The following is a 22,063-nucleotide window of genomic DNA, read 5'->3' as shown; positions in this document are numbered from 1 at the left end:
GGCGATCTGAGCATCTCCCGGCTTTAATCAGCTGCAATGCCACGCCGGCCATCCCGTTCTCTTCCGACAACTCGCAGTCGTTCGCGGTAAGACGCAGCGGTCTTTCGAACCGCGCTTGCCTTGCCTGAGCCTCGGCCTGTTCTCATCGCCGGTTCCGGGCCTCCAGTTTGGCCCGGCACGACTTGTCATGAGCGCGCCTCGCGCAATCAGTCGTTTCGGTCGCGGCCGCTCGAGGAGACGAAATCGTAGCCGACCAGCGCGACGGTCAGGACGATCACGGCGATGAGATCGCCGCTCGGAACCTCGATGGCAAGAACCGCGAGGAAGCCCGCGAGGGTCGCGAAGGCCGCGAGGGCGAGGAAACGGTCCATATCCTATCCTTCCGTGTCGGCCCAGGTCGTGAGCCAGCGGGCAGTGCGAAGCAGGCGTCCGTCGCCCCCCCGGGGTCCGGTCAGTTGCACGCCGATCGGTAACCCGCTTTCGGATGCGAGAAGCGGCAGGGAGACCGCGGGCGTGCCGGTGAGCGTCCAGAGACCGTTGAAGACCGGGTCGCCCGTCGTCTCGGGCCCCGGCGCGGGGCCGGGCGCGGCGGGGCAAAGGACGGCGTCGCAGCGCGCAAAGATTTCGGAGAGCGCGGCATAAAGGACGTCGGGCCAGTCGCGCGCGGCAAGGTAGTCGTGCGCGGTGACGGCGCGGCCTTCCTCGATGGCGGCACGGATCCCGGGGCCGAGCGTGTCGCGCCCCTCACGCCAGTAACGCTCGTAATGCCGCGACATCTCGGCGAGGTTGATGCGCCGCTGGGCAGGCGCGGCCTCGGCGAAGGCGGCGGGCAGATCGACCTCGAAGACCCGCTCCCCCAGCGCCTCGACGAGTTCCCCGAAGGCCGCATGGAGTTCCGGGTCGGCATCGTCCCAGCCGGGCGGCCGCAGAAAGGCGAAGGTCGGCGCGACCGGTGCTTCCGCCCGCGCGATGTCGAGCAGGCGCGGGACGGGGCCGGGAGCGCTGAGGGCATCGGCCGCGTCGTAGCCCATCAGCGCCTCGGCGAGCATGGCTGCACCGGTCACGTCGGCGGAGAACACGCCCAACGTGTCAAGACTCGGCGATTGGACGAGCACGCCGCGGCGGGGGATCGCGCCGAAGGTCGGCTTGAAGCCGGTTACGCCGCAAAAGGCGGCCGGACGGATGATCGAGCCGCCGGTCTGCGTCCCGATCGCGAGCGGCACCATCGCATCGGCTACGGCCGCCGCCGACCCCGCGGAGGAGCCACCGGGCGTGCGCGACGTGTCGTGCGGATTTCGGGTGGGGCTCGGGTCCATGAAGGCAAGCTCGGTCGTGTGCGTCTTGCCCATGACGATCGCGCCGGCCTGCTTGAGGCGTTCGACCACCCAGGCGTCGCGCGTCGGCACCCGGCCGTCGTCGAGAGCTGTGCCGTTCCCCGTCGGGATCCTGGCTGTGTCGATGATGTCCTTCAGACCGACGGGCAGTCCGTGAAGCGGTCCGATCGGCCGGCCGGCGGCGCGCCAGGCGTCGAGCCGCCGGGCCTGCTTCCGCGCGAAGTCCGCGTCGAAGAAGGCCCAGGCCCGCACCTCAGGCTCGCGTGCCTCGATCCGGGCGATGCAGGCCTCGGTCAGGTCGACTGCCGAGAGCGCGCCCGAGGCCAGCCGGTCGCGCAGCTCCACCGCGCCGAGGCGAAGGAGCGCGGTCGCGTCCGGAACGGGACGGGTCCTAGTTCCCATAAACAAGGTCCGGCAGGTAGAAGACGATCTGGGGGAAGACGTACATCAGCACCATCGACACCAGAACGCAGAACAGGAACGGCATGACGCCCGCGAAAATCTGCGTGAGCCGCACCTCGGGCGGGGCGATGCCCTTGAGGTAATAGGCCGACATCGCCATCGGTGGCGTCAGGAAGCTGGTCTGCAGGTTGAGCGCGACGAGGATGCCGAAGAACAGCGGGTCGATCTCGAAGAACTGCAGCAGCGGCAGGAATATCGGGATGAAGATGATGATGATCTCCGACCACTCGAGCGGCCATCCGAGCAGGAAGATGATGAGCTGCGCGAGGATCAGGAACTGCACCGGCGACAGGTTCAGGGCCTGCACGAACTCGGAGATCACCGTCTCGCCGCCGAGATAGGAGAACACCGCCGAGAACGTGTAGGAGCCGACGAAGAGCCAGCAGACCATCGCCGTCGTCCGCACCGTCAGGTAGACGCTTTCCCGCATCCGCTGCCACGTCATCGCGCGGTAGAGGAAGGCGAGCGCGATGCCGCCCAGAGCGCCGATAGAGGCGGCCTCCGTCGGAGTGGCGAGGCCGAACAGGATCGAGCCGAGCACCGCGAGGATCAGAAAGGCGAGCGGCAGGAAGGAGGTGAGCACCATCACGAGGAGCTTGCCCCCCGGCACGTCCGGCACCTCGTCGTCGGTGGGCCGCGGCGCGGAGGATGGCTGCAGGATCGACCGCCCGATGACGTAGACGAGGTAGAGCCCCACGAGGCAAAGCCCCGGCAGGAGCGCCGCCGCGTAGAGGCGCACAATCGAGACGTTGGTGGCTGCGGCGTAGACGATCAGCATGATCGAAGGCGGGATCAGGATGCCGAGCGTGCCGCCGGCGCAAATGATCCCGCTCGCGAAGGCCGGGTCGTAGCGGGCCTTCAACATGGCCGGCAGCGCGAGGAGCCCCATCAGCGTCACCACCGCGCCGACGATGCCGGTCGCCGTGGCGAAGAGCGCGCAGGTGATGAGCGCCGCGACGCCCATCGAGCCCGGAACGTTCTTGGAGGCGATGTTGAGCGTGGAGAACAGCCGGTCCACGATGTTCGCCCGCTCCACGATGTAGCCCATGAAGAGGAACAGCGGCACCGCGGTCAGCACCTCGTTCGACATGACCGTAAAGGTCTGGTTCACGAAGAGGTCGAAGATGCGGTTGTCGAAATAGCCCTGTATCCAGGCCTGCCAGGATTCCCAGGACCCTGCCGTCTCGTCCAGCCGGTCGAAGACGCGCCACATCCGGCGCTCGTCGTAATAGGCGTAGTAGCCGAACCCGATCCCCATCGCCATGAGCGTGAAGGCGATCGGAAAGCCCAGGAAGACGATGAGGATGAACAGTCCCAGCATCAGCAGGGCGACTTGCGGGTCGGTCATGGATGGGCGTCCCTTTCGGCCTGCGTGGCCTTTTGCAGCAGCAGGTCCTCGGTCTCGAACACGTCCTCGTCGGCCTCGAGCCAGACATTGGTGCGCATGGCGATGATGCAGCGGCAGAGCTGGGCGATGCCCTGCACGAAGAGGAGCAGCCCGGCCGCAACGATCACCATCTTGAACTGGTAGATCGGAACGCCCGCGGGCGAGTTGACCGAAACCTCGCCGTAATCCCACGACCGCGCGGCGTATTTCCAGCCGGCGAGGATCAGCGCGGTGACGCCGGGGAAGAAGAAGACGATGTAGAGGACGAAGTCGATCTTGGCCTGGTTGCGCGGCTGCCAAAGGCGGTAGAGGAAGTCGCCCCGCACATGCCCGCCGCGCGACAGCGTGTAGGCGCCGCCCATCATGAAGAGCGTACCGTACATGATGAAGGACACGTCCAGCGCCCAGGCGGTCGGGCTGTTGAGGACGTAGCGCACGAAGACCTCGTAGCCCGTGCCCACGGCCATCAGCACGATCAGCCAGGCGAAGGCCTTGCCGAACCACGCCGACAGCGCGTCCGCGAAACGTATGAAGCCGATCATCTCACCCCCTCGTCACGAAAGGGCCCCGGAAGCTTGTCCGGGGCCGCCTCGCGTTCTTCAAGTCGTGCTCAGAGCGACAGCTTGCCCGGAAAGAAGTGCTCGTAGGCCAAGCCGTAATCCGGGGCGTTCATCAGCTCGTAGAAGGCGACCTTCTCGGCCCAGGCGCGCTGGCTGTCGACGATCTTCTTGAACATCGGATCCTCTTCCAGCGAGGGCAGGATCTCCGACCAGGCCTCGATCTGCCCCTGCAGGATATCCTGCGGCGTCCTGTGCACGGTGACGCCGGCCTCGTTCTGCAGCCACTGGAGGTCGTCCGAGTAGCGCCGCATCGCCTTCGACGTGTTGGCGGTGGAGGCGGCTTCGACCCCGTGACGCAGGATCGCCTGCAGGTCCGGCTCCAGATCCTCGAAGGTGAACCGGTTGAACAGGAACTCGAACTGCTCGGCCGCCTGGTGGTAGGAGGACAGGTAGTAGTTCTTGGCCACGTCCTGCGCGCCGAAGTCGCGGTCCGAAGAGGGGTTGTTGAACTCGAACGCGTCGATCACGCCGCGTTCCATCGCCGGGACGATCTCGCCGCCCGGAAGCTGCGCCACGGACATACCCATCGTCTGCAGGAGGTCGGCGGCGAGGCCGACGGTGCGGTATTTGAAGCCCTGGATGTCATCGACCGAGTTGATCTCGCCCTTGAACCAGCCGAAGGGCTGCGCGAACATCGGGAAGCCCAGGAGGCCCACCACATCGAGGCCCAGCTCGTCCTGCGTGAGCTCGCGGTAGAGCTCCTCTCCGCCGCCCTCGTAGAACCAGCCGAGCATCGCCTGCGACGACGCGCCGAGGACCGGGCCGGTGCCGAAGAGCGAGGCCGACTTGGACTTGCCGTACCAGTAGGCGGACACGGAGTGCGCCGCGTCGATCACCCCGTCGTTGACGGCGTCCATGACCTGGAAGGCGGCCACGACCGCGCCCGCGGGCAGCACGTCGATCTTCAGGCGGCCGCCGGACATCGCCTCCACGCGGTCGGCGTAGTCCTGCGCGAATTCCTGCCAGATGTTGTTGGCGCCCCAGGACGTCTGCATCTTGAGAACCATCGGCGCCTGCGCGAGCACCGCCGGTGCGGCGAGCGTGGCGCCGGCGGCAGCCCCGCCGCCGATGGCGGTCTTGCGCAGGAACGACCGGCGGCTGAATTTCGACTCGGATTTCATCTATGTACCTCCCTTGGTGCCGACACCGTCTTGCGACCCGGCGACCCCTCCGTGATCGGCCGGATCCGGCGCTGCGGTGCAGCTTACCGAGTGGCCGCCAATTAGCAACCGAAAGGCTGCGTAACGTCAGGGCCGACCTTCGGATCGGCGGGGGCCGATTGTCGCAGAGATCCCCGGCCGGGCCGTCCCGTATTTTTTCTCGGCGTCAATCCCGCAGACGGACAGCCCGGACCGTGTCCGCACCCTCGGGCGCGTCGAAGGATTGCGGATGGGCGGACACGATGCGGGGCAGATCCTGGAGGATGGCGCGCAGATGCAGGCGGGCCGCGCGTTCGGCGCTATCCGGATCGCCCGCGGCAATGGCCTCGACGATGAGGACGTGCTGCGCCACGAGCTTGGGCGCGGGAAGCTGGGCGAAGGACAGGAACCGCACCCGGTCCATCTGCGCCTTCAGGCCCTGCACGCGCGCCCAGATCCCCGCCTTGCCCGCGCCGTCCGCGAGCGCGCGATGGAATGCGTCGTCAGCGGCGATGAAGCCCGGGGCATCGCTCGCCTCGATGGCCTGCTGCCGGTCGATCAGCCGGCGCAGCTCCACGACTGTCGCGGGGGCCGGATCCTCGGCCAGAAGGCGCACGATGTCTGCCTCGATCGCCTCGCGCAGGAATCGTGCGTCGTGAACCGAGGCGAGCGCGATCCGGGCCACCGACGTGCCACGCTGGGGCCGGATGGTAATGAGACCTTCGAGTGCCAGGCGAATGAACGCCTCCCGCACGGGTTGCCGGCTGATGCCGTAGCGCCGGGCGATGTCGGCTTCCGAAAGCCGGTCCCCCGGGCGCAGGTCGTTGCGGATGATGCGCTCGCGCAGAATGATGTGGAGTTGCGGCACGATGGGAGCGGCCCTGTTTATCGCCGTGTCCCGCGCCGCGATCGCATCCCTCATCCCGAGCCTCCCTCGCGGCACATTGCTACCATACTGGCATACCACTAACAATCGCCGCGCCGGGGGCGATTCGGCACGACCAGAGGGTGGCCACATGCGTCAGACATGGAGATGGTTCGGACCGGCGGATCAAGTGCGCATCGACGACGTGCGCGAGGCCGGCGCAGAGGGGATCGTGACCGCGCTCCACCATGTGCCGACCGGCACCGTCTGGAGCGAGGCCGAGATCGCCGCGCGGAAGCGAGCCATCGCCGCGCGCGCGGACGGCCGGCCCTCCGGGCTGACCTGGGACGTGGTCGAGAGCCTGCCGGTCAGCGAGGCGATCAAGATGCGGTCCGGCGAGTGGCGCGCTCACGTCGAGGCTTGGCGCGAAAGCCTGCGCAACCTCGCGGCCGCCGGGCTCGAGACAATATGTTATAACTTCATGCCCGTCCTCGACTGGACGCGGACCGATCTGGCCCACGAGGTCGCCTCCGGCGCGACCTGCATGCGCTTCGACCTCGTCGATTTCGCGGCCTTCGACCTCTACGTGCTGGAGCGCGACGGGGCCGGGGATGATTACGATGCGGTCCTGCAGGACGAGGCGAAGGCGCGGTTCGACGCGATGTCGGAGGAGCGGCGCATGGCGCTCGCCACGAACGTCGTCTTCGGCCTGCCTGGCGCAGCGGAGAATTTCTCGCTCGCCGATGTGCGTGCGCTGCTCGCCGATTACGCTGGCATGGGCGCGGACACGCTGCGCGGGCACCTGATCGCCTTTCTCGAGGACGTCACGCCGCTCGCCGAGGAGCTCGGGATGCGGCTCTGCTGTCACCCCGACGATCCGCCGTTCCCGCTTCTTGGCCTGCCGCGCATCATGTCGACGGAGGGCGACTACCGGCAGGTGCTCGACGCCGTGCCGAGCCGCGCCTCCGGCGTGACCTTCTGCACCGGCTCGCTCGGCGCGCGACCCGACAACGACCTGCCGGGCATGGTCGAGCGGCTGGGCGATCGCATCCATTTCCTGCATCTTCGCAACGTCACCCGCGAGAGCGACGCCGTCCGCGGCTCCTTCCACGAGGCGGAGCATCTGGGCGGCGACACCGACATGGTCGCCGTGATCCGCGCGGTGCTGGCGGAGGAGGCGCGGCGCCGGGACGAGGGGCGCGCCGACTGGTCGATCCCGTTCCGGCCCGATCACGGGCAGAACATCCTCGACGACAAGCGCCGACACGCGCAGCCGGGCTATCCGGCGATCGGACGGTTGAAGGGCCTGGCCGAACTGCGCGGCGTGATGACGGCGCTCTGCGCGCATTGAGTCCGGTCAAGCCGGGCGTCGCCGACCGGTCCCATCTCGCGCCGCGAGCCGATCTCGCTTAGGCCGCGCGGGCAGGCCGCGCCGCCAGTGCGAGGATCGTCGGCAGGCGGCCACCGCTCGCGAACTTGCCGGACTTCGCCGCGAGGAACATCACGTCGAGGCCGATGATGGGGATGACAAGAGGCGCGAGACGGCGCCACCGCCGGACGATTGCCAGCGCCGGAAGGCCGGCCATCGCGTCGACGAAGGCGATGCAGAAATACGTGGCGTTCTCGTGAGAGATCTGCCGGGTCGCGAAAGGCGGCAAGAGGCCTGGCCGGTCGGCGAGACGGTTGGTGACGTATTCCAGCGGCTGGCTGAACGCCTCCGCATCGCCGCGCCGGCGGACGCTGTCCGTGCCGCTCTGGTTCGTCTCGAACCGTTCGGGCGCGTCGTACGTGTCATGGGGGCGTGGCGATTGCCGCTCCCCGCGCGGCCTTTGCCGCGCTGCGTGGCACGATGTTCGGATGCGGCTCCGCGATAGATTGGGCGGAGATAGTCGTGGTGCCGGCAACGAAGGGATGGGCGAAGCGAGTAATCACTTCCGGGATCGCCGCTCTCTGAATATATTGCTCAGGCATCAGGCCCGACCGTGCGAAAGGTGCTTTATGCCTGTCTCGCGATTCATTGCCCTCGACGGACATGAGTTCGTACCGCCGCTGATCGCGCTCCTGCGTCAGGCGGCGTGCGAATGCCGCGCCGCGCCGCGGGCCGACCTTTACGCCTGTGCGGTGCTGGCACCGGAAGCGGGCGCGGAGGATTTCGCGGTCGCTCTGGTCCGTGCGCTCGTCTCAGCGACGGACCGGCGGGTCGTCTTGCGACGACCGGGGGCGGAGGGGCTGTCCTTCGACGAAAGCTGGTTGATGGCCCTTTCGGCCGCGCTGACGCGGGGCGACGCCGACAGCGTGCGGTTCCTCGCAGGTCGTCGCGTGCGGCCGGAGGCGGGTCCCGTCCTGCGGCTTTTGCTGTCGGGATTGGCGCGGAACTTGGAACCGTTCTAAAAAGTCCCATATCGTGAATCGGGCGAGCCGGCATTCCGCCAGCCAGCTTCCATCCATTCGAGGAGACCCGACATGGCACAGACCGCATCCGACCTTTCCGCCGACGCCAGCGTCGAAATTGCCGCTGCCCTGAACCAGGCGCTGGCGGAGACCGTCGTGACCACCATGCTGGCGCAGAACTTTCATTGGAACGTCACCGGCATGTCGTTCGGGCCGCTGCATGAGCTGTTCCAGACGATCTACGAGGATCACTTCACAGCACAGGACGACCTCGCCGAGCGGGTGCGCGCGATCGGCGTGACGGCCGAGGGCAAGCTCGCCGTGCACCTGGAGCGCTCCAAGGTGGCCGAGGGCGACACGAATGCCGAGGATCGCGAGATGATCCGGCATCTCGCCGAAGCGCAGGAGACGATCGGCGCCACGCTTGCGGGGCTTTCCGAGCTCGCCGCGAAGCACGGCGACGTCCGCACCGAGGATCTCGCCATCGAGCGGGGACGCATCCACGACAAGTTCGCCTGGATGCTCCGCGCCCATCTGCGCTGAGGGGTCTGAACCGTATGCCACCGCCAGGCTCCGGCGGTGGCATCTTCGTTTCGGGTTTGTGCCAAGCAGGCGCCGCCTGCCCACCCCGTCCTTTGCGATCGTCAGCCGGCGTCGCGGGCGGCCTTGGGAACGGAGGCGCCCTTTTTCAGGCAACGCTTCAGGTAAGCCGGACGCCAATGCGTGTAGCGCCCCATCGCCTGCTGCTGCGCGACTACCAGCGCGACGAACTCCGCCATCGCGCCCTTTTGCTTCTTCAGGCTCTTGCCGATCTTCTTCTGGCCCTTGGTCATCGAGCAGCCAATGCAATGCGCCCCGGCGGGGCCGGGGCGGCGGAACTTGCATACGTCGATGCAGGGGCTCGGGGTCTTCGTCATGACTGTCCTCCGTCGAATGCCGGATCCTGATCCCGGAGCGGGAATTCGATGGCATGGTCCCCGGTCGCGATATTGGCCTCGGCGCCGTCGGCCTCATGCAGCATGTCGCGCAGCAGGGCCGGGACGATCTCCGTCGGGTCGATTTCACGGCCCGACAGGATGAACGCGACGATGTTGAGCCCCGCGCCGGGATTGGCATCGGTCGCGTCCGTCGGGGCGGAGCCTTCGGCGGCCACGTCGTCGATCAGCCTCTTGTCGAGCGGCCGGAGCCTGCCGGCAGGGCGAACAGGATTGGGGCGGTCAGGATGCGCACGTAGGCTCCGTGGATCAGTGTATGCTTGGAGATGGCGCCGTTGCGGCACGATGGTCGCGACGCCAGCAGGCGGCAAGGCGAAGAAGCGCGATGCCGGCGCGTTCCGCGACGTCTACGGCCGAAAGGAGGCGGTCGCCCGGCACGAGAAGCGACAGGACGAGCATAGCGTCCTCCCGCTCGCCCCGCGCGGCGAGGGACAGGACCTGCGCGACGACAGCCTCGTCCGCCCCAACGCAGCGGCAGGTCATGGCGTGACGCATGACCGGGCGGCGGGTCCGTGCGGTCAGGAGCGCGGAAAGCTCCGCCCATGCGTCGCAGGCCATCGTGCCGGCATCCGGGCCGAACGCCTCGACGAAGACGCCCTCGACGCGCGCGCGGCCTTCGGACCCGGCGAACCAGTCCCGGAACAGCATCACGCAGAGCGCCTGCGCCCCGTCCATCGCCTGAAGGTCCGCGACGGTCGCGGCACCGGGATTGGGCGGCGGGGCAAGGGGATCGTGCAGGCTCATTTCGTCAGGATCAGCTTGCCCGCGCGCGTCAGCCGCAGCAGGTAGGTTTTCTCGCCCAGCAGGATCCGTGCGGTCCGGCTGCAATTCAGCAGATCTTCGGCCCGATGGACGGGACAGGGCGCGCTCGGGGCCGGGGGCTGCGCGGCCTCGCTCATGATGCGCGCCGCGCCCCGGGCGTGCCCTGCGCGGGGGTCGGGATCGTCTCGGTCGGTCCGGTCCAAGTCATCTCGCCTCCAAACTGGCTTGGCCCGTCGCACGGGCTGGATCCGGGCTCGCCTGCGACATCGCCGGCTGGCTGGGATGCTTATTCCTGACAAAACCTATCGGACATTACAAGCCTGTTCTCGGACGGGCCGCATCGCATCGCCCGACCCGCCCGGGGAATGCCTTTCCCTTCAGCGGTCGCGCCAACCTTGGAATGCCGGCGTGGTTTCCGCCGCTCCGTCGAGCATCCGGTCGAGCAGGGCCCAGAAGAACTCCTCGCCGGGATACCCCTCCATCCGGTCGATCTCGGTTCCGTCCTTCACCAGCACGAAGGTCGGGGTGACGACGAGACCGCCGTCGAGGTCGAGATCCGCGGGCATCGGCGCATGGATGTCGACCCGGCGCAGCGGCGCGGCTTGGCCTTCGGGCGACTTCGGATAGATCGGCGCGATCTCGCTGTTCCAGCGCGCGCACCAGATGCAGCCCGCCTCCTCGCCCATCAAGAGCTCGACCTCCGCGCGCGCGGGCAGCGCGGTCAGAACAACAAGCATGATGGAGCGGAGCAAAGTGGGCATTCCGACGAGGTAGGCGCGCGGGGCCGGACCGGCAAGCTGGCGACCGGGCGCTTTCCCGTTTCCGTCGATCCCGCCGGCGGCTAGGGGTGGTCCGGCCCCCGACCGAAAGGACCCGCCATGTTCCGCTCCACCCTTGCCGCCTTCGTCCTTTCCGCGACCGCCGCCGCGGCGCAGGGGATCGTGACCGAACCCTACGACGGCAGCGTCGCCGACGGGGCGTTCGCCGTGGAGAACGCGATCGTCGGCCGGGGGCTCAGGATCGTCTTCACCGGCAATGTGGGCGAGATGCTGGAGCAGACCGGCCAGCAGTTCGGACTCGGGCCCTCGCCTGTGGGTCCGGATGCCAAGACCTTCATGTTCTGCTCGATGACGGCCGGGCGCGATGCCATCGTGGCGGACCCGACCAATCTGGGGAACTGCCCGCTCAGCATCTTCGTGGCCGAGATCGACGGCGAGACGGTGATCGGTCACCGCGTCTACGCCGAGGAGACGATGGCCGAGATGAACGACCTTCTGGACGAGATCGTGACGGAGGCCACCGCCTGGTAGATCAGCTTTCGACCGGCAGCCCCGCCTTCTTCCAGCCGGCCATCCCGCCTTCGATCACCGTGGCGTCGTAGCCCATCCGCCGAAGCGTGACGGCGGCCATCGCCGCCCGGCCGCCCGCGGCGCAGAGCACGTGGACGCGGCCGTTCCCCATTTGCCCGGTCAGGCGCGGCTCCGCGGTTTCGGCCGTGGCGTCGGCGCGCATCTCGAGTGTGCCGCGCGGCACGAGGAGCGCGCCGGGCACCGCGCCGGACTGGCCTAGCTCCGCCGGCTCGCGCACGTCGAGGATGAGCTCGCCCGAGTCCCGCGCGTCCCCGGGCGAAACGGTCGCGACGTTGGCGCGGGCCTCCGCGACAAGGTCCTTCATGGTCGATGGCATGTGTCGTCCCTCCTGTCTGCCGTGAGTCGGGCGAAGGCCCGACGGCTCTTGCCGATATCCTCGCGCCGCTTCGCGTTTTCGCCCCTTCGCGAAACATCCTGCGGCTCGTTTCGTGCGCCGCCTCCCGCACCGCGCGGCATGTCGGGGCTGCCGGCCGTGCCGCTGGCGGTGCTTCGGACCTGCGTGTTCATGAAGGACCCCGTTCGTTCGGTCTACAGCGAAACTGACACGCTCATGCATCGGAGGGCAAATCGTGAGCCGGAAGGGGCGCCGGAAGCGGTCGGGTCCGAAAAGGAGGCCGAGTGGTCCTGTCTGGAAAGGGGTGGTCGCGCGCGGCACTGCTCGACGTGAATTCCGGCGACGGCCGAACCCGCGTCGAGATCGCGACGGAGCTTGAATCTCCAGGCGTGTCGTTCCTTTTCCTGACAGGCCATAGCCCCGACACGGTGGACCTTCCCGCCGGCGTCGCCACGCATCGCAACCTATCCAAGCCCTTCGACGATTCCTTCCCGTGCGTGCTCCACGAGCTGCTGCGTCCGGAGGAGGCGGCGACCTGATGTCCTCCGGTCCGCGTGGCATTGCGGGTAGACGCCGCAAACCGCACGATGCGCCGAAAGGCGGACGATTGAGGGACCGGCAATGTATCTCGGAATGGACTTGGGCACGTCGGGGTTGAAGGCGATCCTGACCGACGGGGACGGCCGCGTTCTGGGCGGCGTGGAGCAGCACTACACCAACCCGCATCCGCATCCCGGTTGGTCGGAGCAGAATCCGGCGGACTGGATCTCCGCCTGCGAGACCGCGATCGACGCGCTGCGGGCGGAGCATCCCGATGCCCTCGCCGCCCTGCGCGGCATCGGGCTCAGCGGGCAGATGCACGGCGCGACGTTGCTCGACGCGGATGACAAGGTGCTGCGGCCCTGCATCCTGTGGAACGACACCCGGTCCGCCGCGGAGGCCGCCGCGCTCGACGCGGCGCCGGGCATCCGCAACATCACCGGCAACATCGTGTTCCCCGGCTTCACCGCGCCGAAGCTCCTCTGGGTGGAGGCGCACGAGCCGGAGATCTTCGGGCGCGTCGCCAAGGTCCTCCTGCCCAAGGACTATCTCCGCCTCTGGCTGACCGGAGGCCATGTCGGCGACATGTCCGACAGCGCCGGCACGTCCTGGCTCGACACCGGCGCGCGGGTCTGGTCGGACGAAGCGCTCGCGGCGGGGCACATGCGGCGCGACCAGATGCCCGATCTGTGCGAGGGCAGCGCGGCGAGCGGCGACCTGCGCGGGACGCTGCGGCAGCGCTGGGGCATCGCGGGGCGCGTGGTGGTCGCCGGCGGGGCAGGCGACAACGCGGCCGCGGCCTGCGGAGCGGGGTGCTTCGCCGAGGGGCAGGGGTTCCTGTCGCTCGGCACGTCGGGGGTGCTTCTGGCGGCGAAAAACAGCTACGCGCCCGACCCGGCCTCGGCCGTGCACACCTTCTGCCATGCGGTGCCTGACCGCTGGTATCAGATGGGGGTGATCCTCGCCGCGACCGATTGTCTGAACTGGCTGTCCCGCAACGTGGGCAGGGCGGCGGGGGAGTTGATGGGCAAGCTGCCGGACACGATCTCGGGCCCCTCCGACATGACGTTCCTGCCCTATCTCTCGGGCGAGCGGACGCCGCACAACGACGCGCGGATGCGCGGCGCCTTCGTCGGGCTCGACGTCGGTCACGACACGACCGACATGACACAGGCGGTGGTCGAGGGCGTGTCCTTCGCGCTCCGCGATTGCCTCACCGCGCTGGAGGGGACGGGGACGAAGCTCGACCGGATCATCGCGATGGGCGGCGGCGCGCGGTCCCGCTACTGGCTCGAGACGCTGGCCAGCGTGCTGGGCCTGCCGCTCGACATTCCGGGCGGGGGCGAGTTCGGGGGCGCGCTCGGCGCGGCGCGGCTCGCCATCGCGGCGGAAACGGGCGCCGATCCGGCCGCGATCATGACACCACCCGAAATCGGCAAGACGATCGAGCCGCGCGCCGACCTGGCCGAGCGCTACAACGCCGCATGGCAGCGGTACCGCGCGCTCTACCCGGCGATCTCCGGCACGACCGGCTGATCCCGGTCACTCCGCGGCGCGGTCCACCCGGTGGATCGCGCCGGCGGCGACTTCGCTCCAGGGCGACGCGGACCCGTCGGGCCAGGTCACGCGCAACTCCGCCCGCTCCGCGGTGCCGAGCCCGAAGTGGAGCGGCACGAGGCTGCCGCTCGCGTGTCCGCCGCCGACCGTGACCTCGCGCGTCTGCACGCCCGCATCGGTCCGGATCTCGACGAACGCGCCGACGGCGAAGGCGTTCGGCCCGTCCTGCCGCAGATCGACCGCCAGCCAGTTGCCCGCTCCCTCGGTCGCGTTCTCCCACACCTCCAGCGGTGCCCGACGGTTCACCACCACGAGGTCGAGGCGTCCGTCCCCGTTCAGATCCGCGATCCCCGCGCCGCGGGCCCGCTCCGTCGTGGCGATCCCCGCGGCGTCGGCCCGCTCCACGAAGGTCCCGTCCGCCTGCTGCATCAGGAGGTTGTTCGGGTCGGCCATCGCCAGCCCCGGCATCTGGTCCACGTTGCCCTTGGCGATGAAGAGGTCGGGACGCGCGTCGTTGTCCATGTCCGCGAACTCCGCGTGCCAGCCGGTGGAGGGCCGCCCGTCGCCGCCGGTGAAGGGCCGCTGCGCGAAGGTGCCAGTTCCGTAGGGCATCGTCTCGAACCGTTTGCCGTCGTTCCGCATCAGCATCTGGTCGCCCATCGAGGTCAGGAACACCTCCGGGAGCCCGTCCCCGGTCAGGTCGCGGCTGGCGATGCCCATGCCCCAAAGCCGCAGCGGCGCCCATCCGTCGTCCGGCCCGAGCTCGCGCAGCGGGTCGAGCGACCACATCTGCTCGTAGCCGTCGCGGACGTAGTATTGCCGGTCATTGGACACGCGCAGCATCGGATGCCCGTCTCGCCGCCAGTCCGAGACAAGCATCGACAACGGACAGAAGCCCGGCGCGAGCGGCACGGGCGTGCCATATCGTGGCCCCTCGGGGCGAAGGAGCCAGTTCATGTCGCAGGTGCCGAACGGCCCCTCGGGGTCGTCCGCGTCGACATAGTTCCCGATGGCCAGCGTCGGGAGCGCGGCGTCCCCCTCCCAGGTCGCGGCGAAGGCGGTCGTCCATTCCGCGCCGGCCGGTATGCCCCATTCCGCGGTCGCGTCGGCGAACGTGCAATCCCCGCTTCCGCGCAACGCCACGTTCGGACCGTTTCGCAGGACCATGAGGTCCATGATCGCGTCGTTGTCGAAATCGAGCGGATAGGCCCCGGTCGCGCCGGGATACGCGGCGACGTTCCCCGGCTCGAACCGGATCGCCCCGCCCGGTTCGGAGACGTTGACGAGAAGCGTCGCGGGCGCCTCGCCCCCGGCGGCGAAAAGGTCCGCGCGTCCGTCCCCGTTGCAGTCGAAGAGCGCGACGCCGCCGCCGACGAAATGCGCCCAGCCGCCGAGATATTCGTGCGCGACGGGCAGCGCGGCCGCGCGGTCGAGGAAGCGCGGCTCCGCGGCGCGTGCCGGCCCGGCGAGGAGGATCGTGATGGCGGCGATGAATGACACCGGGCCGCGGCGCGATTGTCGAGAATCCGGCATCTTCCGCTACGAACGTTCACGGGGTTTCAAATTGACGCATCCGGCTTTCCTGAGCATGGTCTGCGCCGAGGCGAAGAACGCCGCTGCGGTCGAAGCATACCGCGACAGAGTCTGGGAGGACACCCGAATGATGAGAAGAACCGTTCTGGCGAGCGCCACCGCGATCGCCACCCTCGCCACCTCCGGCGCCGTTCTGGCGCAGGACGGTCCGACGATCGGCGTCAGCTGGTCGAACTTTCAGGAGGAGCGCTGGAAGACCGACGAGGCCGCCATCAAGGAAGCGCTGGAGCAGGCTGGCGCGACCTACATTTCCGCCGACGCGCAGGCCTCCGCCGCCAAGCAGCTCACCGATGTCGAGGCGCTGATCACCCAGGGCGCGGACGCGCTCATCATCCTCGCGATGGACAAGGACGCGATCGGCCCGGCGATCCAGGCCGCCGACGACAACGGCATCCCGGTCGTGGGCTACGACCGCCTGATCGAGGACGAGCGCGCCTTCTACATCACCTTCGACAACAAGGGCGTCGGCCGCATCATCGCCGAAACGGTGACCGAGGCGCAGCCGGAGGGCAACTTCGCCATCATCAAGGGCGATCCGGGCGATCCGAACGCGCAGTTCCTGCTCGAGGGAATGATGGAGGTGATCGGCGACGACGTCGATGCCGGCACGATCAACATCGCCTGCGAGTACTTCACCGACGGCTGGAAGCCCGACAACGCGCAGCAGAACATGGAGCAGTGCCTGACCCAGACCGGCAACGACATCGACGCCGTGCTGGCAGAGAACGACGGCATGGCGGGCGGCGTGATCGCGGCGCTGTCCGACCAGGGCATGGAAGGCCTGCCGGTCGGCGGCCAGGACGGCGACCTCGCCGCGCTGAACCGCGTCGCGCGCGGCACGCAGACCGTGTCCGTCTGGAAGAACTCCAACGAGCTGGGACGTCGCGCGGCCGAGATCGCCGTCGCCCTCGCCGAGGGGACGGCCATGGCCGACGTCGAAGGCGCCGAGCAATGGTCCGGCGGTGAGAAGGGCGTCGAGATGAGCGCCATCTTCCTCGAGCCGACGCCGATCACGCAGGACAACCTCGACGAGGTGATCGAGGCCGGTCACATCAGCCGGGAACAGGCCTGCGAAGGCGCCGAAGCGGGCATCGCCGCCTGCGAGGGCTGATCCGCAGGGCCCCGGCGCCGGCGGCGCCGGGGCTCGCCCGCCGGGATCCATCGGCCCCGGCGGGCGCGACCGGCCTCCGGGGCGGTCGGGGGCATGAAAGACGGGACGGGGCATGACCGATCACACCGGCGACACCGCGCGCGACAACGTCGCGGCGCATGGCGGGCAAGGGCCGCGCCGCGGAAACCTCTTCGCCCGCTTCATCGGCGCCACCGAACTCGACACGCGCCTTCTCGGCATGGTCGGCGCGCTCGCACTCATCTGGGTCGGGTTCCACGTCTACGGGGAACTCGCCAACGGGTTCGGCGCGTTCCTGACGCCACGCAACCTCTGGAACCTCACCGTCCAGACCTCGTCGATCGGGATCATGGCCTGCGGCATGGTGCTCGTCATCATCACCCGCAACATCGACCTTTCCGTCGGCTCCATCCTCGGCTTCTGCGCCATCGTCATGGGCGTGGTGCAGGTGAACATCCTGCCGCAATATCTGGGCCTCGGTCATCCGCTGATCTGGATCGTCGCCATCATCTGCGGCCTCCTCGTCGGCACGGCTATCGGCGCCTTCCACGGAGCGCTTATCGCCTATGGCGGCATCCCCGCCTTTATCGTAACGCTGGGCGGCCTCCTCGTCTGGCGCGGCGCGGCCTTCCTCGTCGCCCGCGGCGAGACGATCTCGCCCGTCGATCCGACCTTCTCACTCCTCGGCGGCGGACCCTATGGCTCGATCGGGGCCGCGGGGTCCTGGATCGTCGGCATCCTCGGCTGCCTCGCGGTGCTGGCCCTGATCGCGTTCGGCCGCCGCCAGCGCGTGCGCTTCCATTTCCCGCTCCGCCCCGTCTGGGCGGAGGCGGTGCTGGCCGCGCTGGGCTGCGCGCTCGTGATCGGCGCGGTGCTTCTGGTGAACGCCTATCACTGGCCCCGCGGCATCGTGAACCGCTACGCCGAAGCCGAGGGGATCACGATCCCCGAAGGCGGGCTCGAGATCTCGCACGGCTTCGCCATCCCGGTCCTGATCCTCCTCGCCGTCGCCATCGTCATGTCGGTCGTGATGCGGATGACGCGGTTCGGCCGCTACGTCTACGCGATCGGCGGCAACCCCGAGGCGGCGGAGCTCGCGGGCATCGATTCCCGGATGATGACCGTCAAGATCTTCGCGATCATGGGCTTTCTCGCCGGGCTTTCGGCCGTGGTCGCCTCGGCCCGCCTCAACTCCGCGACGAACGCCCTGGGCGAACTCGACGAACTCTTCGTGATCGCCGCGGCCGTGATCGGCGGCACGTCGCTCGCCGGCGGGGTCGGCACGATCTACGGCGCGATCCTCGGCGCGCTGGTGATGCAGTCGTTGCAGACGGGCATGGTCCTCGTGGGCTTCGACGCCGCCATGCAACGGGTCGTCGTGGGCGGTGTGCTCGTTCTGGCCGTCTGGCTCGACATCCTTTACCGCCGCAGATCGAAATGAGGGACGGACGGATGACCCGGACGCAATCGCAGACATCGCGCCAAGCGGGCGGCACGCCCCTGGTGGAGCTTCGCGACATCTCGATCGCCTTCGGCGGCGTGCAGGCCGTCGATCGCGTGTCGCTCGACCTTTATCCGGGCGAGGTGGTCGGCCTCCTCGGTCATAACGGCGCGGGCAAGTCGACGCTGATCAAGATCCTCTCGGGCGCCTACCGCAAGGATTCGGGGGAAATCCTGATCAATGGCGAACGCGCGGAGATCGACAGCCCCGCCGATGCCCGCCGTTACAACATCGAGACGATCTACCAGACGCTCGCGCTCGCCGACAATCTCGACGCCGCCTCCAACCTCTTCCTCGGCCGCGAGCTCACGACGCCGCTGGGCTTCGTCGACGACGCCAGGATGGAGGCGGAGACGCGCAAGATCCTCGCCAGGCTCAACCCGAACTTCCGCAAGTTCAGCGAGCCGGTCAGCGCGCTGTCCGGCGGGCAGCGGCAATCGGTCGCCATCGCCCGCGCGGTCTACTTCAACGCGAAGATCCTCATCATGGACGAGCCGACCGCCGCGCTCGGCGTGCACGAGACGAAGATGGTCGCCGACCTGATCCAGGAACTGAAGGCGCAGGGGCTCGGCATCTTCCTCATCAGCCACGACACGCGCGAGATGATGGAGCTCTGCGACCGGGTCTCGGTGATGAAGAACGGTCAGATGATCGGCACCGAACGCGTCGAGGACGTGACGGAGGACGACATCCTGTCGATGATCATCATGGGCAGGAACCCGAAGCGCGAGGCCGTCCCCGCCTGATGCGCCGCATTGACGCCGCCCGCCCGCGGCGTCAGGACCGGCCCCGCGCCGTTCGCGAGGGCCAGACATGCATGCCGACATCCCCCTGACCCGCGACCTTCTGCTCGTCGGCGGCGGTCATGCCCACGCGCTGGTGCTGCGCCGTTGGGGGATGGACCCTTTGCCGGGGGTGCGCGTGACGGTGATCAATCCGGGGGCGGACGCGCCCTATACCGGCATGCTGCCCGGCCATGTCGCCGGCCATTACGACCGCGACGCGCTCGACATCGACCTCGTGCGGCTCGCGCGCTTCGCCGGGGCGCGGTTGATCGACGGGGCGGTGACGGGGATCGACGCGGGGGCGCGCGGCGTCATCGTCGCCGGGCGCGGGCGGATCGAATACGACGTGGCCTCGCTCGACGTGGGCATCCATTCCGACATGCCGGACCTTCCGGGCTTCGCCGAACACGGCACGCCGGCCAAGCCGCTCGACCTGTTCGCGCGGGGCTGGCGGGCGCATCTCGCCGCGGCGCGCGAGGGCGCGGCCGCCGACGTCGCGGTGATCGGCGGCGGAGTGGCCGGGGTCGAGCTCGCCATGGCGATGGCCCACGCGCTGCGGACGGCGGACATCCCGGCCCGGGTCACGGTGCTGGAAGCCGCGCCGGACCTGACCGGCTGCGGCGCGCGGGCGCGGCGCCTTCTCCGGGATGCGATGACGAGGCTCGGCGTCACGCTCAGGACCGGGGTGGAAGTCGCCGCGATCCATGCGGATCGTGTCGCGCTCGCCGGGGGCGAAACGATCCCCGCCGTCTTCGTGACCGGCGCGACGGGCGCGCGGCCGCATCCCTGGCTCGCGCAATCCGGCCTTCCGGTGCACGAGGGCTTCGTCCGCGTCGGTCCGACCCTCGCGGTCGAAGGGCATGACGATCTATTCGCGGTCGGCGATTGCACGCACCTGACCCATGCGCCGCGCCCCAAGGCCGGGGTCTACGCCGTTCGCGCCGCCCCGGTTCTCCATCGCAACCTGCGGGCCGCGCTGACGGGCGGCCCCGCGCGCGCCTACCGACCGCAGCGGACCTATCTGAAGCTCGTCTCGCTTGGCGGGAAACGGGCCGTCGCGGAAAAGGCCGCTCTCGCGCTCGCCGCCCCCTGGCTTTGGCGCTGGAAGGACCGGATCGACCGGCGCTTCATGGCGAAGCTCCGCGATCTGCCCGCGATGGCGCGGACCGCGCTGCCGCCCGTGGTGGCCGACGGCGTGCGCGACGTGGCTGGCGACGCGCCGCTCTGCGGCGGCTGCGGATCGAAGGTCGGGGCCGGGGCGCTCGCCGCGACGCTCGCCGCGATGCCACCACCCCTGCGCGACGACGTGCTGTCGCGACCGGGCGACGACGCGGCGGTGCTGCGGGCGGGGGCAGGGCGGCAGGTCTTCACGACCGACCATCTGCGCGCGTTCACCGAGGATCACGCCCTGATGGCGCGCATCGCCGCGATCCACGCCCTGGGCGACGTCTGGGCGATGGGCGCGGCGCCGCAGGCGGCGTTGGCGAGCCTCGTCCTGCCGCGAATGTCGGAGACGCTGCAACGCCGGACGCTGGCGGAGATGCTGTCGGCTGCGGGCGAGGTGCTGCGCGATGCGGGGGCCGAACTCGTCGGGGGGCATACCACGATGGGGGCGGAGCTGACCGTGGGTTTCGCGATCACCGGCCTGCACGGGGGCACGCCGATCGGCCACGACGGCGCGCGGCCGGGCGACGCGCTCCTCCTCACGCGCGCCATCGGCACGGGAACGCTGTTGGCGGGCGAAATGGCGCGCCGCGCGCGGGGGCGCGACGTCATGGCGGTTCTGGCGGCAATGTCGGTTCCGCAGGGCGATGCCGCGGCGATCCTGGCCGGGGCGCGGGCAATGACCGACGTGACCGGGTTCGGGCTCGCCGGGCACCTCACCGCGATCTGTCGGGCGAGCGGCGTCGGGGCGGAGATCGCGCTCGAAACGGTGCCCGTCCATGCCGGCGCGCTCGAACTGGCGGACGCGGGCGTGCGCTCGACCCTCCATCCGTCGAACGTCGCGGCCGCGCCCGTTGCCGGAGCATCAGGACCGCGCGGCGCGCTCCTGCACGACCCGCAGACGGCGGGCGGCCTGCTCGCCGCGGTCGCTCCGGAGGCCGCAGCGGGGTTGCTCGAACGGTTGCGGACGGCCGGGCACAGGGCCGAGCGGATCGGCACGGTCACGGACGACCTCGTTCTGCGCTGCGTCTGAGCCGGTCGCGGGCGGGCGGCCGGACGGCCCGCGAGGGTCACGCGACCGGTGCGAGCTCCGCGATCTCGAGCGCCCGCGCCGCCGCGCGTCGCAGGTCCGCCTCGGACAGCGCCCCGAGGTCGATACGTCCGATATCCGTCCTGTGGCTCGAATTGTCGCGGTAGCGTCGGTCGTAATGCCGCTCGATCAGGTCCCGCGCCATCTCCGCGTGGCGGCCCTCCCGCGCCATCGCGTGCCAGGCGGCGATCTGTTCGCGCGAGTGGTAGGGACGCAACGTCTCGATGCGCCGCGCGAGGAGATCCGCGTCGGCGGTAAGGTCGGGATAGGTCGTCGTCAGAAACCGGCCGCGGGCCTCCGGGCTCGCGTCCAGCCGGATCGTCTCCGCACGCCCCATCGCCGTCCAGAGCGAAGGTGGCAGGCGCACGTGGCCGATGGCGTTGCTTTCCGCCTCCACGAAGACGGGCCGCGTCGGGTCGAGCCAGTCGAGTTCCCGCACCAGACGCGACTCGAACATCTTCTGCGCCGGCTGCCCGCCCGGCATCGCCCCGAAATTGGATCCGCGATGCCGCGCGAGCCCCTCGAGGTCGACGACCTGACCGCCTTCCGCCGCGATCCGGTGAAGAAGCTCGGTCTTGCCCGACCCCGTGCCGCCGTCGACGACAACGAGACGCAGGCCGAGCGGCGTCTCGTAGAGCCTCTGCGAGACCAGCCGGCGATAGCTGCGGTAGCCGCCGTCGAGCACCTCCACCCGCCAGCCGATCTGCGCGAGGATCGAGGCGAAGGAATTCGACCGCTGCCCCCCGCGCCAGCAATAAAGGAGCGGACGCCAGCCACCGCCCCGGTCTGCGAGCGGTCCCTCCAGATGCGCCGCCGCGTTCCGCGCCACCAGCGCCGCGCCGATCTTGCGGGCGAGGAAGCGGTCCTGCTGCACATAGATCGTGCCGATCCGCGCGCGCTCCGCGTCAGAGAGGACCGGCAGGTTGACCGCGCCCGGCATGTGATCCTCGGCGAATTCCTGCGGCGCGCGCACGTCGATCACCTCGTCGAAGGGCGGGCCGTCGGGCATCAGCTGAGTCAGGGTCCAGGACATCGGCGGCCTTCT

25 protein-coding genes are annotated in these 22,063 nt (G+C 69.4%); 10 read left to right on the top strand and 15 right to left on the bottom strand.

The features are described from left to right. Positions 1-206 precede the first annotated feature (206 nt). The 6 genes from Q1B08_RS01160 to Q1B08_RS01135 all read right to left on the bottom strand — a co-directional run bounded on the left by Q1B08_RS01160 (position 207) and on the right by Q1B08_RS01135 (position 5,864). Entirely contained in the window at positions 207-371 is a 165-nt protein-coding gene (locus Q1B08_RS01160; protein WP_299813451.1) for a hypothetical protein, read from the bottom strand. Positions 372-374: 3 nt separating this feature from the next. Continuing rightward, positions 375-1,736 carry an amidase gene (locus Q1B08_RS01155; protein WP_299813448.1) on the bottom strand — a complete coding sequence of 454 codons (1,362 nt, stop codon included), beginning with the start codon at positions 1,734-1,736 and terminating at the stop codon, positions 375-377. Beyond that, complete coding sequence (locus Q1B08_RS01150; RefSeq protein ID WP_299813445.1) at positions 1,726-3,144, bottom strand: TRAP transporter large permease subunit; 1,419 nt, start codon at positions 3,142-3,144, stop codon at positions 1,726-1,728. Before Q1B08_RS01150 ends, Q1B08_RS01155 begins: the two co-directional genes overlap by 11 nt. Further along, positions 3,141-3,725 (bottom strand): TRAP transporter small permease subunit, encoded by a 585-nt coding sequence (locus Q1B08_RS01145; protein WP_299813442.1) that lies wholly within the window; start codon positions 3,723-3,725, stop codon positions 3,141-3,143. Before Q1B08_RS01145 ends, Q1B08_RS01150 begins: the two co-directional genes overlap by 4 nt. Before the next feature lie 68 nt (positions 3,726-3,793). Further along, positions 3,794-4,924: a TRAP transporter substrate-binding protein gene (locus tag Q1B08_RS01140; protein WP_299813439.1), complete on the bottom strand. Its 1,131-nt coding sequence runs from the start codon at positions 4,922-4,924 to the stop codon at positions 3,794-3,796. 205 nt (positions 4,925-5,129) lie between these two features. Further along, positions 5,130-5,864, bottom strand: a complete 735-nt coding sequence (locus Q1B08_RS01135; RefSeq protein WP_299813436.1) for a GntR family transcriptional regulator — start codon at positions 5,862-5,864, stop codon at positions 5,130-5,132. A 94-nt stretch (positions 5,865-5,958) separates the two neighbouring features. Between Q1B08_RS01135 and uxuA the strand changes: the two genes are divergently transcribed. Then, positions 5,959-7,158, top strand: coding sequence for a mannonate dehydratase (uxuA, locus tag Q1B08_RS01130; RefSeq protein WP_299813433.1), 1,200 nt, complete (start codon positions 5,959-5,961; stop codon positions 7,156-7,158). A 58-nt stretch (positions 7,159-7,216) separates the two neighbouring features. Here the strand turns inward: uxuA and Q1B08_RS01125 are convergent, their stop codons facing one another. After that, positions 7,217-7,465 (bottom strand): hypothetical protein, encoded by a 249-nt coding sequence (locus Q1B08_RS01125; protein WP_299813430.1) that lies wholly within the window; start codon positions 7,463-7,465, stop codon positions 7,217-7,219. A 340-nt stretch (positions 7,466-7,805) separates the two neighbouring features. Between Q1B08_RS01125 and Q1B08_RS01120 the strand changes: the two genes are divergently transcribed. Together Q1B08_RS01120 and Q1B08_RS01115 are read left to right on the top strand one after the other, a co-directional pair. Beyond that, on the top strand, positions 7,806-8,198 hold the full coding sequence (locus Q1B08_RS01120; protein ID WP_299813426.1) for a hypothetical protein: 393 nt from the start codon (positions 7,806-7,808) through the stop codon (positions 8,196-8,198). Between the two features lie 72 nt (positions 8,199-8,270). Continuing rightward, positions 8,271-8,741 carry a DNA starvation/stationary phase protection protein gene (locus Q1B08_RS01115; protein ID WP_299813423.1) on the top strand — a complete coding sequence of 157 codons (471 nt, stop codon included), beginning with the start codon at positions 8,271-8,273 and terminating at the stop codon, positions 8,739-8,741. 101 nt (positions 8,742-8,842) lie between these two features. On the opposite strand, the gene Q1B08_RS01110 is transcribed toward Q1B08_RS01115, so the two are convergent. The 5 genes from Q1B08_RS01110 to Q1B08_RS01090 form a co-directional block, all read right to left on the bottom strand. Then, positions 8,843-9,115: a DUF1289 domain-containing protein gene (locus Q1B08_RS01110; protein ID WP_299813420.1), complete on the bottom strand. Its 273-nt coding sequence runs from the start codon at positions 9,113-9,115 to the stop codon at positions 8,843-8,845. Continuing rightward, on the bottom strand, positions 9,112-9,351 hold the full coding sequence (locus tag Q1B08_RS01105) for a hypothetical protein (protein ID WP_366139958.1): 240 nt from the start codon (positions 9,349-9,351) through the stop codon (positions 9,112-9,114). Before Q1B08_RS01105 ends, Q1B08_RS01110 begins: the two co-directional genes overlap by 4 nt. A gap of 91 nt (positions 9,352-9,442) precedes the next feature. After that, the gene (locus Q1B08_RS01100) at positions 9,443-9,937 is read right to left on the bottom strand and encodes a hypothetical protein (protein WP_299813359.1); all 495 of its coding nucleotides are present in this window, start codon (positions 9,935-9,937) and stop codon (positions 9,443-9,445) included. Further along, complete coding sequence (hemP, locus tag Q1B08_RS01095; RefSeq protein WP_299813356.1) at positions 9,934-10,158, bottom strand: hemin uptake protein HemP; 225 nt, start codon at positions 10,156-10,158, stop codon at positions 9,934-9,936. Before hemP ends, Q1B08_RS01100 begins: the two co-directional genes overlap by 4 nt. 174 nt (positions 10,159-10,332) lie before the next feature. Next, entirely contained in the window at positions 10,333-10,716 is a 384-nt protein-coding gene (locus Q1B08_RS01090) for a hypothetical protein (RefSeq protein ID WP_299813353.1), read from the bottom strand. Between the two features lie 117 nt (positions 10,717-10,833). Between Q1B08_RS01090 and Q1B08_RS01085 the strand changes: the two genes are divergently transcribed. Further along, entirely contained in the window at positions 10,834-11,265 is a 432-nt protein-coding gene (locus Q1B08_RS01085) for a DUF302 domain-containing protein (RefSeq protein WP_299813350.1), read from the top strand. Position 11,266: 1 nt separating this feature from the next. Here Q1B08_RS01085 and Q1B08_RS01080 read toward each other — a convergent pair whose 3' ends face one another. Continuing rightward, positions 11,267-11,641, bottom strand: a complete 375-nt coding sequence (locus Q1B08_RS01080) for a rhodanese-like domain-containing protein (RefSeq protein WP_299813347.1) — start codon at positions 11,639-11,641, stop codon at positions 11,267-11,269. A gap of 302 nt (positions 11,642-11,943) precedes the next feature. Here Q1B08_RS01080 and Q1B08_RS01075 point away from each other — a divergent pair, with 302 nt between their 5' ends. Together Q1B08_RS01075 and xylB are read left to right on the top strand one after the other, a co-directional pair. Beyond that, complete coding sequence (locus Q1B08_RS01075; protein WP_299813344.1) at positions 11,944-12,198, top strand: hypothetical protein; 255 nt, start codon at positions 11,944-11,946, stop codon at positions 12,196-12,198. 82 nt (positions 12,199-12,280) lie between these two features. Further along, entirely contained in the window at positions 12,281-13,735 is a 1,455-nt protein-coding gene (gene xylB, locus Q1B08_RS01070; protein WP_299813340.1) for a xylulokinase, read from the top strand. Positions 13,736-13,741: 6 nt separating this feature from the next. On the opposite strand, the gene Q1B08_RS01065 is transcribed toward xylB, so the two are convergent. After that, entirely contained in the window at positions 13,742-15,256 is a 1,515-nt protein-coding gene (locus Q1B08_RS01065) for a CRTAC1 family protein (RefSeq protein WP_299813337.1), read from the bottom strand. Between the two features lie 163 nt (positions 15,257-15,419). Here Q1B08_RS01065 and Q1B08_RS01060 point away from each other — a divergent pair, with 163 nt between their 5' ends. The 4 genes from Q1B08_RS01060 to selD all read left to right on the top strand — a co-directional run bounded on the left by Q1B08_RS01060 (position 15,420) and on the right by selD (position 20,961). Next, on the top strand, positions 15,420-16,460 hold the full coding sequence (locus Q1B08_RS01060) for a substrate-binding domain-containing protein (protein WP_299814856.1): 1,041 nt from the start codon (positions 15,420-15,422) through the stop codon (positions 16,458-16,460). A gap of 238 nt (positions 16,461-16,698) precedes the next feature. Then, positions 16,699-17,919 (top strand): sugar ABC transporter permease, encoded by a 1,221-nt coding sequence (locus tag Q1B08_RS01055; RefSeq protein ID WP_299814854.1) that lies wholly within the window; start codon positions 16,699-16,701, stop codon positions 17,917-17,919. 11 nt (positions 17,920-17,930) lie between these two features. Beyond that, positions 17,931-18,725, top strand: coding sequence for an ATP-binding cassette domain-containing protein (locus tag Q1B08_RS01050; protein ID WP_299813334.1), 795 nt, complete (start codon positions 17,931-17,933; stop codon positions 18,723-18,725). Positions 18,726-18,792: 67 nt separating this feature from the next. Beyond that, positions 18,793-20,961, top strand: a complete 2,169-nt coding sequence (selD, locus tag Q1B08_RS01045) for a selenide, water dikinase SelD (RefSeq protein ID WP_299813331.1) — start codon at positions 18,793-18,795, stop codon at positions 20,959-20,961. Positions 20,962-20,998: 37 nt separating this feature from the next. Here selD and mnmH read toward each other — a convergent pair whose 3' ends face one another. Then, positions 20,999-22,051, bottom strand: coding sequence for a tRNA 2-selenouridine(34) synthase MnmH (gene mnmH / locus Q1B08_RS01040; protein WP_299813328.1), 1,053 nt, complete (start codon positions 22,049-22,051; stop codon positions 20,999-21,001). Between the last annotated feature and the right edge of the window lie 12 nt (positions 22,052-22,063).

Source organism: uncultured Jannaschia sp., from assembly GCF_947494025.1.
Lineage (GTDB): Bacteria > Pseudomonadota > Alphaproteobacteria > Rhodobacterales > Rhodobacteraceae > Jannaschia.
The sequence above is the reverse complement of the archived record's forward strand: the minus strand, read 5'-3'. Positions and strand labels throughout refer to the sequence as shown.

Excerpts from the sequence above, each read along its gene's own strand:
- Q1B08_RS01060 (WP_299814856.1), top strand. The coding sequence starts at position 15,420 with ATGAGAAGAACCGTTCTGGCGAGCGCCACCGCGATCGCCACCCTCGCC.
- Q1B08_RS01050 (WP_299813334.1), top strand. The coding sequence starts at position 17,931 with ATGACCCGGACGCAATCGCAGACATCGCGCCAAGCGGGCGGCACGCCC.
- Q1B08_RS01115 (WP_299813423.1), top strand. The coding sequence starts at position 8,271 with ATGGCACAGACCGCATCCGACCTTTCCGCCGACGCCAGCGTCGAAATT.
- Q1B08_RS01055 (WP_299814854.1), top strand. The coding sequence starts at position 16,699 with ATGGTCGGCGCGCTCGCACTCATCTGGGTCGGGTTCCACGTCTACGGG.
- Q1B08_RS01135 (WP_299813436.1), bottom strand. The coding sequence starts at position 5,864 with ATGAGGGATGCGATCGCGGCGCGGGACACGGCGATAAACAGGGCCGCT.
- Q1B08_RS01080 (WP_299813347.1), bottom strand. The coding sequence starts at position 11,641 with ATGCCATCGACCATGAAGGACCTTGTCGCGGAGGCCCGCGCCAACGTC.
- Q1B08_RS01090 (WP_299813353.1), bottom strand. The coding sequence starts at position 10,716 with ATGCCCACTTTGCTCCGCTCCATCATGCTTGTTGTTCTGACCGCGCTG.
- Q1B08_RS01100 (WP_299813359.1), bottom strand. The coding sequence starts at position 9,937 with ATGAGCCTGCACGATCCCCTTGCCCCGCCGCCCAATCCCGGTGCCGCG.
- Q1B08_RS01120 (WP_299813426.1), top strand. The coding sequence starts at position 7,806 with ATGCCTGTCTCGCGATTCATTGCCCTCGACGGACATGAGTTCGTACCG.
- Q1B08_RS01150 (WP_299813445.1), bottom strand. The coding sequence starts at position 3,144 with ATGACCGACCCGCAAGTCGCCCTGCTGATGCTGGGACTGTTCATCCTC.
- mnmH (WP_299813328.1), bottom strand. The coding sequence starts at position 22,051 with ATGTCCTGGACCCTGACTCAGCTGATGCCCGACGGCCCGCCCTTCGAC.
- Q1B08_RS01155 (WP_299813448.1), bottom strand. The coding sequence starts at position 1,736 with ATGGGAACTAGGACCCGTCCCGTTCCGGACGCGACCGCGCTCCTTCGC.
- selD (WP_299813331.1), top strand. The coding sequence starts at position 18,793 with ATGCATGCCGACATCCCCCTGACCCGCGACCTTCTGCTCGTCGGCGGC.
- xylB (WP_299813340.1), top strand. The coding sequence starts at position 12,281 with ATGTATCTCGGAATGGACTTGGGCACGTCGGGGTTGAAGGCGATCCTG.
- Q1B08_RS01145 (WP_299813442.1), bottom strand. The coding sequence starts at position 3,725 with ATGATCGGCTTCATACGTTTCGCGGACGCGCTGTCGGCGTGGTTCGGC.
- Q1B08_RS01160 (WP_299813451.1), bottom strand. The coding sequence starts at position 371 with ATGGACCGTTTCCTCGCCCTCGCGGCCTTCGCGACCCTCGCGGGCTTC.
- Q1B08_RS01085 (WP_299813350.1), top strand. The coding sequence starts at position 10,834 with ATGTTCCGCTCCACCCTTGCCGCCTTCGTCCTTTCCGCGACCGCCGCC.
- Q1B08_RS01110 (WP_299813420.1), bottom strand. The coding sequence starts at position 9,115 with ATGACGAAGACCCCGAGCCCCTGCATCGACGTATGCAAGTTCCGCCGC.
- Q1B08_RS01140 (WP_299813439.1), bottom strand. The coding sequence starts at position 4,924 with ATGAAATCCGAGTCGAAATTCAGCCGCCGGTCGTTCCTGCGCAAGACC.
- uxuA (WP_299813433.1), top strand. The coding sequence starts at position 5,959 with ATGCGTCAGACATGGAGATGGTTCGGACCGGCGGATCAAGTGCGCATC.